Raw genomic sequence first — 13,548 nt, forward strand, 5'->3', positions numbered from 1 at the left:
ACACCCTTTGGGTGAACCCAACTTACACAGAATATGAGATACCCCCATGACCCTACACAAAATCAACAAAAAAATCGTCGGCTACAAAGTGCTGACCAAAGAAAACCTGGAGGCAGCTGCCCAGGCGGAAGCCGAAGTGGCAAAACCTTCCCTGGAGGAAATGCACGAAAACCTGGCGCGCCCGGAGATGCTGCTCGGCTCCACTTATAAGATTAAAACCCCGCAGTCCGAGCATGCCCTGTACATCACCATCAACGACATCATCTTGAACGAAGGTACGGTGCATCAGGAACGCAGACCTTACGAAATCTTCATCAACTCCAAAAACATGGAGCATTTTCAATGGGTGCTGGCGCTGACCCGCTTGATTTCGGCGGTGTTTCGTAAAGGCGGTGACGCCACCTTTTTGGTGGAAGAAATGAAAGCCGTTTTCGACCCGCAGGGCGGCTATTTCAAAAAAGGCGGGGTCTTCATGCCGTCCCTGGTCGCCGAGATCGGCCACGCCATCGAATCGCACATGAAACACATCGGCATGATCAAGCCGGAAAAACTCAGCGATCATCACCAGCAATTGGTCGACGAAAAGCGCCGGGAGTTTGAAGCCCAGCATGGCACGACGGAGGGGCAGGCGTTCCCGGAGAAAGCGGTGTTGTGCGTGAAATGTTCGACTAAAGCGATGGTGTTGATGGATGGGTGTATGACCTGTCTCAATTGCGGTGAAAGCAAGTGCGGCTAAAATGAAGCTGATATATCGCAAGCACGCAATCATACGTATGTTTGAACGCAGAATCACTGATCAGGATATTCGGTCAGTGTTGGCCAGCGGTGAAGTGATCGCGAATTATCCCAACGACACGCCATATCCCAGCCAATTAATTTTGGGTTGGGTAAATGGAAATCCGCTTCACGTTTTAATAGCAACAGCCCAAGATGATGAGATTATTGTCATCACGGCTTATCAACCAAGCCCGATTCTTTGGGAAAACGACTTCAAGAGGAAACGTCCATGAAGTGTCCGATTTGTAAACATGGTGATACCACCAACGGTACAGCTAGCCTGACTTTGGAACGAGGCTCTGCAACCTTGGTGTTTAAAAAAGTGCCGGCGCAGATTTGTAATAACTGCGGCGAAGAATATTTTGGCGATGACGTCACTCGTTCGATTCTTGATCAAGCGGAGTCCGCTATTAATGCCGGTGTCGAGATTGATGTGCGGCAATATCGGGCGGCGTGAAGATCGTTGTATGAATTAGGACGGAAAAGCGAAGCGTCTTCCGCCGCGATGGCATTAAATCATTTGGCGCATGGCGCTATCGCCTATGCGCCCTACGGCCCTGCCGCCGGTTTGCATTTAAGCAATTAGTGTAGGGTGGAATTGCTTATACGCTCGGTGCTGTATATCCAATTTTATTGGTTGATATACAGATCGGCTTAATTCTTTGTTAGAACTACTCAATCAAGTAAGGAAGAAATGACATGGCTAGATGTACAGCACCAGTACGTGGACATAGTTCAGCGGCCGCAGCAGCGGCCTGTCCTGCATGCAGTTCCAAAAGTAGCCGCTATAGTCATTACGGCTTGTCTTACTCTTCGTATGGCAGTAGTGGGAGCAGTTACAGCATTGATGGTGTTAGGTCTCGCAGCAGCCCAAGACCTAGCTGGTCAAGGTCAAGTTCGTCAGTGTCTTACACGTCAGCTCAAATTCAGTCTCTCACTCCAATCCGAGAAGCCGTTGAGATTCGAGCGGCGGCGCAGCCTGATCTACGCGACGTTTTCCTATGCCACGCGTGGGATGACCGCAAAGGACCGGCTAAAGAGCTGCACGATTTGCTTGAAGCGGCTGGTGTCAAAGTTTGGTTTAGTGAGAAGGATCTTGGACTCGGCGTGCCAATGATGCGCGCCATCGACAAGGGCTTAGCAAATTCACGAATTGGCCTTGTGTTAGTGACCCCTGCGATGCTAGATCGCTTACCAAAGGAGAGCGTTGCTGACAAAGAGCTTTCAGCACTGTTGGCGGGTAACCAGCTCGTTCCCATCGTACACAACACTACATATGGAGCTCTACGTAATATCAGCCCCTTGCTCGCCTCCAGAACAGGCTTGGATACTGCAGAAGATTCAATGGCGGTGGTCGCGGCAAAAATCGCCGATTTAGTTACGATCTAGTCAGGGTGGGCACGGTTTTTGTATCCACGCGGGATTGCCGGTTTCGATCGACAATGATTCGCTATCGCGAGGATTGATTTAATGCCGGTTCGCGGACCGGCAACCGCGATACTTTCTTTTGCGTCGCCAAAAGAAAGTATCCAAAGAAAAGGCGGCCCGGATGCCGCTTTTATCCTGCGCCGAAGGTTTTGCCAAAGGTTTTCGGAAGGGGCTTCCTGCCCCTCCGAAAACGAGCGGCATCCCTGCCGCTCCCCTTCGGGCTATTCTAGGCAAAACCTCCGGTGCTCGGCGCGGCATACGGGATAAACCCCCGTCTCATCTCGTTGGTTTTCCTCTTTTCCATGTGCTGCGTGGGAAGATGGGCTGGTAACCAAGCTCCTGCTTGGTTACTCGGTCTTGAAAGCTCTAGCTTCCCGATTAAATCAACGAAAGCTGGAGCTTTCAAGATGGTGTTCCCAAACTGGAGTTTGGGGACCAGGGCAGCCAAGGCAATACTCGGCGTCGCATACGGAAACTTGTCTCCTTTTAGGACGTGCTGAACAACGTTGAGCGCATCGGTAGTTGTAAACAATGTATCTCCGGGTGTTCCTGGCGTATCTAATTATCCCGAGAATGCACTCTCAATGGCTTGGGAGAGGTATAAAAACTTCCCGGGCGTATGTAAAAATATCCGGAATGTGTGCTCGTCGGCTGTGGGGGCACGGACAAATGTGTTGGAGGTGCGGTCAAGGTCGCTGAATGCGCCTTCGGGATTCGCGAGGGTATGTTCGAAAGCTGGGTGGGTGCCTACGTGACATTTTTATGTGCCTTCGGCTTCATGGGGATTGCCTTCGCGTCCTTTGGAAACGCGATAAGGTGTGCGTTCCCAGACGCTCCGCGTCGTCTTGCAAAGACCGCGTTGGTTATTCATTTTTAAACACGCATTTTTCCGGAATTAATCGACAGCATGGCAAAACCTAAAAAAATCAAAGCGAAGGGCGGGGCTAAGGAAGCGGGCAAGGGATTGGTGATGGATTCGTTTTGCGGTCTGGGATGGCGACGTGCTGGTGCTGAATGTGCTCGGTACGCCATCCGCCAAGCAGGATGCAATCGGCAAACCCAAGGGGCAGCAACTCAAGATCAGCGTCACCGCCGCGCCGGTGGGCGGCAAGGCCACCGATCATATGGTGCGCTTTCTGGCCAAAGAGTTTGGGGTGGCAACGGGCGATATCGAGGTGGTGTTCGGGCGCTATAACATCAATAAACAACTGCGCATCAAGGCGCCCAAGCAATTGCCGGCGGTGATTGGCAAATCAGCTATGTAGGTAGCCGCCACGATCGCGGCACCTTTTATAATAAGCCTCAATGAAGCGTTGACGGAATCGAGGGGGCTATATTCAACGAATCTTCGATTGAATCGGGTTTATGTGATACGGATTTTAAAAACTGAGGTAAATGTGCAATTACTGTCTTTGATTCTATCGCTATTGATCTTAACCGCGTGTTCGACTCACCAACTGAAAACACTATCGTCGGAAAGTGTTTCGAGTTACGGGAAGGACATTAAGCTTGATGTAAGTGGCGAGAACGCGGAGATTGTCGATAAACTCAAGCGTTATATCCAGGCTTCTTTATTAACTGCGGGATTTAATATTGTTACCGACGAGAATGCTACGCATCTGGATGTGGCGATTTCGGCATTTGATCCGGGTAATGCCGCATTACGATTGACGGTAGGTTTCGGCGCGGGCAGGGGATCGTTGGTCTACAATGCAAAATACACAAAAAGCGGCAAGCTGTTAGTCGACTACGACGGCGCCGAGCGTTTTACCGGATTGGAATTTGCGCCCGGCACCCAATACGAGGCTTTCCGAAATTTAGGCGGCGAGGAAACATCGACGCTGATTTTGCTGGAAGAAGCGTCAAAGCATATTGTTGAACAGGCGACGATAAACGGGAAATAAACATTTCCGCTTGCTTAGTCGATTGGGTTTTGTGCCCAGTCGGGAGTCATTTGCAGAAAATGTTGGTTGTCTGAGTCTTTAAAATAAAAAAGGCCTTGATTAACAAGGCCTTTTAGTAATATGGCGGAGAGCTAGTCCGCCTAACAAAAGTCCGATATCGTTTTTTCTTGTCCTAAATTCTTGTTAAAAAACCATAATTTATAAATTTATTGTCCAGCTTGGTTCGATAAAATATACTCCAATCCGGTGCCGAAAGTAGGGTAGGAAGTAGGGTAGGATTTATGAGTCGGATTTTGAATAAGCTGAACGCACGCAAGGTTGTGACAATCAAAACTCCCGGTTATCACAGTGATGGTGGAGGTCTTTACCTACAGGTTAGTCCGACACTTTCAAAAAGCTGGATTTTCAAATTTGTCAGGAATAAAAAGGCTACCGAGATTGGTCTAGGTAGTTTTGGCGATATTTCGCTGGAAGCAGCCAGGGAGCAAGCATCTGAATACCGAAAGCTGCTCAAACAAGGTCTGAATCCTCTGGTGGAAAAACGGAAAATTGAACGCGAGCTTCACTTGTCCGTTGCCAAATCAATGACATTTGCAGAATGTGCCGCCGCTTACATTGAGATTAATCGCCATGGCTGGAAAAATCCTAAGCATGCTCAGCAATGGTCGAATACCCTAGAACAGTACGCATATCCAACCATTGGCAAACTCCCGGTCACGGAAGTCGATACGGCATTGGTTGTTAAATGTCTTGAAGGAATCTGGACGTCCAAAAATGAAACGGCCAGCAGATTACGAGGTCGTATCGAGACGGTGCTGGATTGGGCGACTGTAAGCAAATATCGTGAAGGCGAAAATCCAGCTCGATGGCGTGGTCATCTCGACAAGATTTTACCTAAACCATCCAAAGTTCAAAACGTCGAGCATCACGCTGCATTGTCTTACACGGATATAAAGGAATTTATTGTAAAGCTAAAAAATCAACAGGGGGTAGCCGCGCGATGTCTTGAATTTACTATCCTTACCGCCGCCCGAACCAATGAATCCATCGGCGCAACTTGGGATGAAATAGATGTGATCAGTCAGACATGGACAATTCCCGTTGAACGGATGAAAGCCAAAAAACCTCATCGAGTACCCTTGCCAACTCGCGCAATGGCTATCGTTCAGGAGATGAGTCTACTCAAAACTAATGAATTTGTGTTTCCTGGATTAAAAAGAGGTTTGTCTAATATGGCCATGCTGCAACTATTAAAACGCATGGGCCTCCCGGAACTGACGGTTCATGGATTTCGATCTAGTTTTAGGGATTGGGCCGCTGAAACAACCCATTATCCCAATGAAGTAGTTGAAATGGCATTAGCCCACACGATTAAAAATCAGGCGGAGGCAGCGTATCGCCGAGGGGATTTGATGGAAAAGCGATCGCAGCTTATGGCCGATTGGGCCAGGTATTGCGAGCAGGATTATTAGAATTTAAGGCAGTGGCTCGGTTAAATTCAAATAGTAGCGCGTATGTTTCCGTTCGCCTGTTCGAATCAATGCTCCTTTGGCGACTAGATCCTGCAGATCACGAGTGGCCGTTGCTGAAGGAGTTCCCGTAATACTTCGATATTTGTCCGCGCTGAGTCCACCAGTAAAGCCATCTGGACCTTCCCGAAACATTCTGGCCAAGGCTTTTTCCTGACGCGGATTCAGTTGTCCGCGTACGCGGTCGTAGAGTTTGGTTTTTTGAATTAAAAAATCGATCCATTGATGGGTGTATTCCTGAGCGGCCATCACCAATTCGGCGAAATAAAACAGCCAGTCAGTTACCTCGATCTGCTTGTTGGCCATTTCCAAGGCAGTGTAGTATGCATTGCGGTGGCGTTCGATGGTAAATGCCAGCGCGATTAATGTTGGTTGCCCCAGGCATTGGGCCAACGCCTTTTCGGCAATCGCCCGACCGATGCGACCGTTGCCGTCCTCGAACGGGTGGATGCTAACGAAATAAAGATGGGCAATCCCGGCGCGTTGTAATGCAGGCAAAGGTGTGTTTCCGTCGGGTGCCGTGCAATTGAACCAGTCAATGAACTGATCCATCTCTCGCGCCATCTGACTGGACGGCGGCGCTTCGAAATGCACTTTGGGTGCGTAAATGGGACCGGAGACAATTTGCATCGGGTCTTCGTGGCTTCGATAACGTCCTACATCCAGTAGATCGTTGCGACCGGCGGTAATCCAGGAATGCCATTGGTATAGTTGCTCGTGAGTCATAGGTGTTGCGAAGTGTTGGTACAGATCGACCATAACTTCCGCTATGCCTTGCTCGGCCGGCGGGACTTTTCGATGATCGGTGATTAAACCGAATTGGCGGCAAATGGAAGATTGCAGGCTGTCCCGGTTCAGATATTCACCTTCAATAGCTGACGTTTTTAGGGCTTCATTGCTGATCAGCTCGATAGTCAGCTGTCGTCTGTCGTCTTCGGATAAATGCTTCACCGCGCCGAATGATACGCCGGCGCCAAGCAATAAGCGCTTTTCAAAATCGTCCAGCTGCGACGCGTTATAGGTTAAGTGCGGCCAATCGGCCAGTTGCCAATTCCAGAGCATGATTAATACAAAACGATTTTATAGATCACAAATATAGCATTTTATGATCTATAAAAGACTTGTTTAAACATCACTAAAGACTGTAGTGCCACTCTGAGCAAACCCGAGCGCTGTAACTGTTGAAGTTATAGTGAAGTGAGATTTCTGGTATTACCAGTGTTACCGCCTTATCTGGCATGGACTGCAGAGGATACGGGGTAATGTTTAAATCGGTCTGTCATGGTGTGCTCCAAAGCCCCCCTGGCGACCGATTCAATCCCAGCGGGATTGAATCATCCTGCTGGGGATCTTGAAAAAACTCGGTTTAGCCGAGTGTCAGAATAAAACGGCGTTTCAGATCAACGCAAACCGCTGGCCTTGAATGAAGTCCTGGTATTGCCTGGCTTCGGTTTTTACATTGAACCGGGCATGCACGCTGCCGTCGATCCAGATTTCCCAGGGCAAGTGTTTAAGCTCGCCTCTGACCAGTTCCACCTCGCCAACCCGAAAATCGGCATGTTGGTAAAGCACCTGGCGTGGACTGTCGATACGGACAATGCAGTGGTCCAATAATGCTGGACCGCCGATTTCGCCCGGTTCGATCAACAATGGTACTTTGATCGTGCCGGTGGAGCGGCTCGATCCAGCCGATGACATCGTGTTCATCGAGCCAGGACTGGCCGGTTTGGGTATCGCCGTAATACAGCCGAATTTTGCGTCGGCTATGGCGAAGCTGCTCCAACAATTCGACCACCGGTTCCGGTGTGTCGGCGTGATAACAGGTACCGGACGGCAAGCGCTGATACTGGATGCAATGACCCGTGCCGAAGGTGTGTTCAAAGATTTGTTTCATGATGTTGTCCTCAATACAAAAACGGAAACATCACGATTCCCCAGCGGGAATAGGACATTCCCGTGTGGGTGGAGAAAATGAGCGCCGAATCGAATGACTTGGCTAACTCAGGCTTCTGCAAATTGCGCGCATAAATACCGCGCGCATTTTTAGGGTTGGATTTCCAGTGTGGGTTTTCCCAAGGCTTGTAATGCCAGAGGTATTAACTGATCCAAGTCGTTCCATTCATTACTGCCGGCATTGGCTTCGCCTTGTTGATAGGCTTCAACCAAACCGCGGCAAACTTGCATGGCCGCTTGATCTTTCTTCAATTGCCGAACCGAATGATCCGGTTCCGGCCGTTGTTCAACGGCCACGCATTCCCAGACCAGGCTTTCATCGCCCGACTCAAGGTATTCGTCGGATAATAACGGCATGGCCGCGGTGTCATCCCAAATGCTGGCATCGTTGAATGCCTGCTCGGCAATCAGTTGTGCCGCTTCGTGACTCTCCGCAGTGATACCAACCGAAACGCGGTGCACATAGTCGATTTCGTAGGAGACTACGAAGAACCGATTCATAGCCGCCGCCGTGACATTGGCTGAGGCGGGTTCTTCGACTGGGGACTCGGTTTCCGCCGATTCACCCTCGATCAATGCGCTTTCATAAGGCTCGATTTCCTTGTTGCAGTCCGGGCAGCGATCGTTACAGGCGCAATCCCATTCATCCTCCCATTCGGTTTGGCAGTAGGCACAGCGGTACTGATTCAGATACCGAACCGTGCTGTTTTCGGCAGGGGTTGTGCCAACGCTAGGTTGGTTGATTGTTTTCATGGTCATCTCCTCCAAAAAATGCAGGAACGACCACCCGACAGGATGAGGTTCCTGCAGGGTTAAAAACGCTGAATTGAGCCTAAATCTGGCTCACACAGCGGGGTTGAATTCGCGCAAAAATCGGTATATGGTGACTAAAACTCATTAAATAGCAGAGAAATAGCCATGTTTGACGATATTTTGCGCATTTTTGATTTCCTCAGTCTTGAGCAGACCGAGAGTACGCAACCAGTACGAAAACCGATGGCAATACCACTCGATCCCAGACTGAATGCGTTAAATCTTTGCAAAACAATTTTGACGAAGTTGGATGCCGCGGAAGCCGATGTGTTGCAAAATATCGACGATCCGAAGCGAGCCTGGACGTTGTTGAGCAATGTCCGGCAATTGCGACGGGAAACCTTTGAGGATCTCCAATCGCTGTTGCCGGATGGCTTTCGCTTCGACGAACCCAAGATTGACTTGGCTAAGCCAGTACGCACCGTAATGACAAAAAACGGCGCGACGCTTGCGGTATTCAATGGCGGACAGACTCACTGACCGGCGTCGATAAATCGTTGCCTTTCAATGCAGCCCGTAGCTGAGAAACCGGATGTTTCGTGTTCTGGGTTGTAGTTTCAGTGACGGCAACCGACTGCTTTTTCGAGCGCCGAGTTTTTTTGACTTCAGGCTCTGGACTGTCGATCACCGGTTTGATTTTCAACAACTCCCGCTCCAGTTTGGCGATTTGAATATCCGCCTCGTAGATCTCGATGGTTTTTAACTTGGCCTGTAATTGTGCCTCCAGTCTGACCTCCTCACGATTGACAGCGTGATTACGTGTCTGAATTTCCTGGCGCACGGAATCGGACATGGCCAACCAATCCACCTCATGACGGATTTGGGGCATGACTACCGGTAGCCGGTTACGAGCCAAACGCTGCACACGATAGCGGTGAAACGTTTGAGCTGCGTGTTGCAATGCGCTCAGCAGTTGCAACGCCGTTGCCCAAAGGACTCGCAAGGCAAGGATAAACATCGCCAAAAGGATGATGCCGAAAATAAAGTTCATTGAAGTTCTCCTATCAAAAAATAAAGAAAACACTTCGAATGAACAGCACCCGGTCGGGCGATGGACGCCCGAAGCGGGTTTTAGATTTGTAGAGGGTAATACCACTGCGATTTACATCGGGCTTAACGCACCCGACACGATCAAGGAAACACCTTGCTCGCCGCCTAATGACGGAGCGCCGACCAAAGTCGGATTCAGCATTCTTAAAAGAACGCATGAAGAGCCTGTTTTTCCGATGCAGGACTTGCAACGTCGAGCCATTGGAAAAACCCGCCTGCAGTGAGATTATTAATGTTATATTTTTATATAACAACCATCCCCGGAGAGATACTATGCACACCACCAATCTTCGAAAAGTCGGCGGCTCGGTCATGTTGGCGGTTCCTCCGGCATTGTTGGAACAATTACACTTGCAACCTGGCGCTACAGTAGGCCTAGTCATCGATCATGGCCGATTGATCGTAGAGCCATCTCCGAAGCCGCATTACACCCTCGCCGAATTACTGGCCAATTCCGATTATTCCGCACCCCTGTCCAACGAAGAGCGCGAATGGGTCGATACGCCAGCGGTGGGTAACGAACTGCTATGAAGCGTGGTGATATTTATTTGGTCTCGCTCGATCCGACCGCCGGCCATGAACAAAAAGGTAGCCGGCCGGTAGTCATCGTATCTCCGGATGAGTTCAATCAGGTCACTAAACTGCCGGTGGTATTACCCATCACTACGGGCGGTGATTTCGCTCGTCGCCTGGGATTTGCGGTCCCGTTGACCGATATCAAAACCACCGGTGTGATTCGCTGCGATCAACCTCGCGTCCTCGATTTGGCGGCTCGTCAAGCCCGATGGGTCGATAGCGTGCCGGACGCCATCATGGATGACGTACTGGCACGACTATCGACCTTGTTCGAGTAAGCGAAATCTTCCTCCGTATTTAAGCCGCCAACAACACTGCTTTCGAGAGCTCGAACAGCTGTGTTCTCAGTTCTGGAAGATCATTGATGGTGATGGCAATCGGGAACAGATGACTGACATCCAATCCCAATCCCACGCCGACCGTTTCGATTCCACTATCGCGGCAGCGCTGTAACAGTTCCAGTGTGCTCAGGGTGTCGTTGGGTTGACCATCGGTCATCACCATCAACACCTTGCGCGGCTCCCGGCAACGCAGAAGTGATGCCGCACCAAACCAAATCGCTTCGGTCATCGGTGTGCTGCCAGTGGCGGTCAGCGAAAAGGCACCGGTTCGGGCATTGACGCGTTGACCATGATCCAGCAATCGAAACACCGAATCATCCTGATGCCCAGGGAACGCAGTGACGCCGGGATTGACGCCCGGAATCCCTTCAAAAGCCAAGGTCAGAGCCAAGGTGGCTTCCAGTGCAATCGGCATCCGCGATCCCATCGGTTGCCCTTGGCTATCGGTGACCTGGTAACCCATGCTTTCCGATTTATCCAGTAGCAGATGGATCGCCGTATTGGGTGCCGCCTTGGACTGTTTGCGCTGAAACAGCTTGGTTTCACCCAGCGGCAAACGGTGTAAGCGTTTGCCATCCATCCGCCGTCCACGATACGCATGTTGCGAGCGGTTTAGGGTTTGCGATTGCACCAAGCCTTGCAAAGCGGCGCGGATTTTTCCTGATTCGCTTTGCACCTTGCGCAGTAAAAACGTACCGGCTCGCTCGTCCATGGGTGGTTCGTGGCCACTGGGCATCAGCAGTTCCGACACGTTTTCCGCCGTCAACGACAACGCCGATTTCAGTGATTCGAAAAGGTCTTGCTCTATGTCTCCATCTCCGGCGGACAACAGCGTTTGCAAGACAGCCATAGGATCGGGAATCTCCGCATTTTCTTCATCTTCGCATTGCGGCTTGGGTGAAGCACTTTCGGATGACGTCGCTTGTTCAACGTCAGGATTTTCCGGATTCGATGCATCGTTACCACCGAATTCTGAAGACGATTCGTCATCAATGTCGTTGGGTAATCGTTCATCGGACTCCGTATCATCCTTGGAATCCGGGCTTTCCGTATCATTTGAATCGGCTGATTCAGCATCCTGATCGGTCTCATCCGGTTCAGAAGGAGTGGTTTCCTCATCTGCCGTGGGCTGTGCCTGATTGCGCTGCCGCTGTTGCTCGAACTCCTGCTCAATCATGGTCAGGATTCGATCGGTCAAATGCAGGCAATCGGACTCAGAATGCAAGCCCTCCGGAACTTCGGACAGCAAGCCTTTCAGCCGCGTCACCGCGCCGATGGGAAACGTTGCCTTCAAAGCGGTTTCAGTTTCCTCGACCAACGGCCGTAACGCCGTTTGACCCAACACCCTGGCTCGCAAACTTTTCAAGATAAAGCTGTACAGAATATTGGCTGGATGTTCGTCGATACGACTGGCGACAAAGTCGCCTTTGGCAATCATCTTTTCGATGACCGTGCGTATGGTTAGTCGGGTACCCGGAAAGTCTTTGGCCAATTCGTGCTCAATGCGGACATCTTCAATCGCGTTGCAGAGCCGCCGGCGTAATACTGAATTACCGTAGCACAGCGTAAAATCTGAATAACGAATGTGAGCCGCTTCGTGGGCTAACAGGCCCCAGGCAATCTCCTGATAATCCGGATCGTCGCCTTCATAGGCCGGAAGTTGAATCGATTTTCCATCGGTATAGGCTTGATCACCACCGACACTGACTTTGACGCCAAAGCGATTGCCAATGGCCGCCGCAACGATGGGGAAGGCGTTGTGTAAGGTTCTATTTTTCATGGTGTGCTCCAAATGTTAGGGGCGCACCATGACCCCAGCGGAGCATGGTACGCCCCAGTGGGTGAAGTGTTGAATGGCGTGCGATCAGAACCAGTAATCCTGGTCGGAATCGTCCGCTTCCTCGTCGCCGCATGCCGTCACCGTTGCCGGATCTGCTGCGTGGTTCGAATCATGGTCTTCTTCGACACCATGACTGGTTTGCAGATCGGACTGATGGTTATCCAGCAAAACCTCCAGCGCCCAGTCATCCGTTGCCAATTCCGAATCGAGTTCATCGTCAAAGATACCGTCAAACAGATCGGTAAAATCAGGATCGTTTTCAGCCGTTTCAGTGATAACAGAAGCTGGATATGCTGGCAGCACGGATGGCTCGGATTCCTCTGGCTTGACGGTTTCTTCAACATCAATACCAAGATCAACGTCAGCATCGTTCTCTAATACCGGAGCTTGCGCCGCCAACAAGCCTTCGCCGTGCTGCCGGGTTTTATCCGGATCGGCCAGCAACATTGCCGTGGCGAGAATCTCCTGTAGCAAACTACCTTCGATCGTACCCCGATTCGGGATCTTGCCGAGCAGGTCGTCAATGGTGGCCACCACCGGCGCCACACGATGATCCAAAAAACTCAAACCATCGAGTTTGTCGCGGATGCGTTTGATCGGCCTGAGCGCGTTGCGGGTGACTTGTTCCTTGCCGAGTAACGATTGCTCGACCAGCAAGTTGGCATCCACCGCGATTTCATGAAACATCTGCTCGCTCAACGAACCGATTTTGCTTTCCAGGCGTTCGATCTCCTGTGTGGGCATCTGTTCGGGTAAAGCGACCGAGACCACCAGATAATCGAACGCCAAGCGGGTAGCGACCAAGGCCACCGAGTCGATGGCTTTCTCGATGATGCCGGCAAATTCCGGATGTTTGACCATCCAGTCTTGTACCGCGGCATCGTAGCCAGCCAAAAACTCGGCCCGCGCCTGAGCAAAGTCCCCGGCAATCCGGTCCAGTTCCGTCGTGACCTGCGCCGCTGCCGCGACCGGTACGATGAATCCGCCGAGAAATCGGGTGCCGACGCGTAAACAAATGCGTTCGGCTTCCTTCTTCAAACGGTTGAACACCGACAGTCGATCCGGATCGAGCAAGCGTTTCGAGCCCAAACTGGCCAAATCCTCCGGCGGCAACTTGCTACCATCAGCCAGGACCAGATCCTCTTTGTTGAGCTTCTTACGCGCCCCGTAAATCGTGGCGTCGACTTTGACCAAGACCACTTGGTCCAGAATAAGTTGGGTTTGTGTCATGTGTACCTCCTTAGGAAGAGGGCACACCGACCCCACAGGGGCAAATGGGCCCCTTCCGGGTGAATATTAAAAACCTGCATCGAGCCCGATACAGGAATAAAAGGCTT

The 13,548-nt window shown here is 50.9% G+C and carries 16 protein-coding genes; 10 read left to right on the forward strand and 6 right to left on the reverse strand.

Going from position 1 to position 13,548, the window contains the following annotated elements:
* Nucleotides 1-46: 46 nt before the first annotated feature.
* The 7 genes from ACH5Y9_RS04670 to ACH5Y9_RS04700 all read left to right on the forward strand — a co-directional run bounded on the left by ACH5Y9_RS04670 (nucleotide 47) and on the right by ACH5Y9_RS04700 (nucleotide 5,581).
* On the forward strand, nucleotides 47-736 hold the full coding sequence (locus ACH5Y9_RS04670) for a TSCPD domain-containing protein (RefSeq protein WP_171695778.1): 690 nt from the start codon (nucleotides 47-49) through the stop codon (nucleotides 734-736).
* A 1-nt stretch (nucleotide 737) separates the two neighbouring features.
* Nucleotides 738-1,010 carry a DUF4258 domain-containing protein gene (locus ACH5Y9_RS04675; protein ID WP_445368691.1) on the forward strand — a complete coding sequence of 91 codons (273 nt, stop codon included), beginning with the start codon at nucleotides 738-740 and terminating at the stop codon, nucleotides 1,008-1,010.
* On the forward strand, nucleotides 1,007-1,234 hold the full coding sequence (locus tag ACH5Y9_RS04680; RefSeq protein WP_445368692.1) for a type II toxin-antitoxin system MqsA family antitoxin: 228 nt from the start codon (nucleotides 1,007-1,009) through the stop codon (nucleotides 1,232-1,234). The genes ACH5Y9_RS04675 and ACH5Y9_RS04680 overlap by 4 nt, the downstream gene beginning before the upstream one ends.
* Nucleotides 1,235-1,680: 446 nt before the next feature.
* The gene (locus tag ACH5Y9_RS04685) at nucleotides 1,681-2,166 is read left to right on the forward strand and encodes a toll/interleukin-1 receptor domain-containing protein (RefSeq protein ID WP_445368693.1); all 486 of its coding nucleotides are present in this window, start codon (nucleotides 1,681-1,683) and stop codon (nucleotides 2,164-2,166) included.
* A gap of 1,040 nt (nucleotides 2,167-3,206) precedes the next feature.
* Nucleotides 3,207-3,470 carry a DUF167 domain-containing protein gene (locus tag ACH5Y9_RS04690; RefSeq protein ID WP_445368694.1) on the forward strand — a complete coding sequence of 88 codons (264 nt, stop codon included), beginning with the start codon at nucleotides 3,207-3,209 and terminating at the stop codon, nucleotides 3,468-3,470.
* A gap of 132 nt (nucleotides 3,471-3,602) precedes the next feature.
* On the forward strand, nucleotides 3,603-4,109 hold the full coding sequence (locus ACH5Y9_RS04695) for a DUF4410 domain-containing protein (protein WP_445368695.1): 507 nt from the start codon (nucleotides 3,603-3,605) through the stop codon (nucleotides 4,107-4,109).
* Between the two features lie 293 nt (nucleotides 4,110-4,402).
* A complete protein-coding gene (locus ACH5Y9_RS04700; protein WP_445368696.1) occupies nucleotides 4,403-5,581 on the forward strand; it encodes a tyrosine-type recombinase/integrase in 1,179 nt (392 codons plus the stop codon).
* Between the two features lie 3 nt (nucleotides 5,582-5,584).
* Here ACH5Y9_RS04700 and ACH5Y9_RS04705 read toward each other — a convergent pair whose 3' ends face one another.
* The 3 genes from ACH5Y9_RS04705 to ACH5Y9_RS04715 form a co-directional block, all read right to left on the reverse strand.
* Nucleotides 5,585-6,700: a Fic family protein gene (locus ACH5Y9_RS04705; protein WP_445368697.1), complete on the reverse strand. Its 1,116-nt coding sequence runs from the start codon at nucleotides 6,698-6,700 to the stop codon at nucleotides 5,585-5,587.
* Nucleotides 6,701-7,033: 333 nt separating this feature from the next.
* On the reverse strand, nucleotides 7,034-7,519 hold the full coding sequence (locus tag ACH5Y9_RS04710) for a hypothetical protein (RefSeq protein ID WP_445368698.1): 486 nt from the start codon (nucleotides 7,517-7,519) through the stop codon (nucleotides 7,034-7,036).
* Between the two features lie 162 nt (nucleotides 7,520-7,681).
* Nucleotides 7,682-8,344: a hypothetical protein gene (locus tag ACH5Y9_RS04715; RefSeq protein WP_445368699.1), complete on the reverse strand. Its 663-nt coding sequence runs from the start codon at nucleotides 8,342-8,344 to the stop codon at nucleotides 7,682-7,684.
* Between the two features lie 165 nt (nucleotides 8,345-8,509).
* Here ACH5Y9_RS04715 and ACH5Y9_RS04720 point away from each other — a divergent pair, with 165 nt between their 5' ends.
* The gene (locus ACH5Y9_RS04720) at nucleotides 8,510-8,884 is read left to right on the forward strand and encodes a hypothetical protein (RefSeq protein WP_445368700.1); all 375 of its coding nucleotides are present in this window, start codon (nucleotides 8,510-8,512) and stop codon (nucleotides 8,882-8,884) included.
* On the opposite strand, the gene ACH5Y9_RS04725 is transcribed toward ACH5Y9_RS04720, so the two are convergent.
* Nucleotides 8,862-9,395, reverse strand: coding sequence for a hypothetical protein (locus ACH5Y9_RS04725; protein ID WP_445368701.1), 534 nt, complete (start codon nucleotides 9,393-9,395; stop codon nucleotides 8,862-8,864). The genes ACH5Y9_RS04720 and ACH5Y9_RS04725 overlap by 23 nt on opposite strands.
* A 332-nt stretch (nucleotides 9,396-9,727) precedes the next feature.
* Between ACH5Y9_RS04725 and ACH5Y9_RS04730 the strand changes: the two genes are divergently transcribed.
* Both ACH5Y9_RS04730 and ACH5Y9_RS04735 read left to right on the forward strand, forming a co-directional pair.
* Entirely contained in the window at nucleotides 9,728-9,985 is a 258-nt protein-coding gene (locus tag ACH5Y9_RS04730) for an AbrB/MazE/SpoVT family DNA-binding domain-containing protein (protein WP_445368702.1), read from the forward strand.
* Nucleotides 9,982-10,308, forward strand: coding sequence for a type II toxin-antitoxin system PemK/MazF family toxin (locus ACH5Y9_RS04735; RefSeq protein WP_445368703.1), 327 nt, complete (start codon nucleotides 9,982-9,984; stop codon nucleotides 10,306-10,308). The genes ACH5Y9_RS04730 and ACH5Y9_RS04735 overlap by 4 nt, the downstream gene beginning before the upstream one ends.
* Before the next feature lie 19 nt (nucleotides 10,309-10,327).
* On the opposite strand, the gene ACH5Y9_RS04740 is transcribed toward ACH5Y9_RS04735, so the two are convergent.
* Together ACH5Y9_RS04740 and ACH5Y9_RS04745 are read right to left on the reverse strand one after the other, a co-directional pair.
* Nucleotides 10,328-12,151 carry a VWA domain-containing protein gene (locus ACH5Y9_RS04740; RefSeq protein ID WP_445368704.1) on the reverse strand — a complete coding sequence of 608 codons (1,824 nt, stop codon included), beginning with the start codon at nucleotides 12,149-12,151 and terminating at the stop codon, nucleotides 10,328-10,330.
* A gap of 84 nt (nucleotides 12,152-12,235) precedes the next feature.
* The gene (locus ACH5Y9_RS04745) at nucleotides 12,236-13,441 is read right to left on the reverse strand and encodes a DUF3150 domain-containing protein (protein WP_445368705.1); all 1,206 of its coding nucleotides are present in this window, start codon (nucleotides 13,439-13,441) and stop codon (nucleotides 12,236-12,238) included.
* Nucleotides 13,442-13,548: the final 107 nt, after the last annotated feature.

The sequence above is a fragment of the Methylomonas sp. BW4-1 genome, from assembly GCF_052474385.1.

Bases quoted from the DNA above. Each gene is read 5' to 3' on its own strand.
- ACH5Y9_RS04730 (WP_445368702.1), top strand. From the start codon at position 9,728: ATGCACACCACCAATCTTCGAAAAGTCGGCGGCTCGGTCATGTTGGCG.
- ACH5Y9_RS04715 (WP_445368699.1), bottom strand. From the start codon at position 8,344: ATGAAAACAATCAACCAACCTAGCGTTGGCACAACCCCTGCCGAAAAC.
- ACH5Y9_RS04670 (WP_171695778.1), top strand. From the start codon at position 47: ATGACCCTACACAAAATCAACAAAAAAATCGTCGGCTACAAAGTGCTG.
- ACH5Y9_RS04745 (WP_445368705.1), bottom strand. From the start codon at position 13,441: ATGACACAAACCCAACTTATTCTGGACCAAGTGGTCTTGGTCAAAGTC.
- ACH5Y9_RS04705 (WP_445368697.1), bottom strand. From the start codon at position 6,700: ATGCTCTGGAATTGGCAACTGGCCGATTGGCCGCACTTAACCTATAAC.
- ACH5Y9_RS04740 (WP_445368704.1), bottom strand. From the start codon at position 12,151: ATGAAAAATAGAACCTTACACAACGCCTTCCCCATCGTTGCGGCGGCC.
- ACH5Y9_RS04675 (WP_445368691.1), top strand. From the start codon at position 738: ATGAAGCTGATATATCGCAAGCACGCAATCATACGTATGTTTGAACGC.
- ACH5Y9_RS04725 (WP_445368701.1), bottom strand. From the start codon at position 9,395: ATGAACTTTATTTTCGGCATCATCCTTTTGGCGATGTTTATCCTTGCC.
- ACH5Y9_RS04680 (WP_445368692.1), top strand. From the start codon at position 1,007: ATGAAGTGTCCGATTTGTAAACATGGTGATACCACCAACGGTACAGCT.
- ACH5Y9_RS04720 (WP_445368700.1), top strand. From the start codon at position 8,510: ATGTTTGACGATATTTTGCGCATTTTTGATTTCCTCAGTCTTGAGCAG.
- ACH5Y9_RS04735 (WP_445368703.1), top strand. From the start codon at position 9,982: ATGAAGCGTGGTGATATTTATTTGGTCTCGCTCGATCCGACCGCCGGC.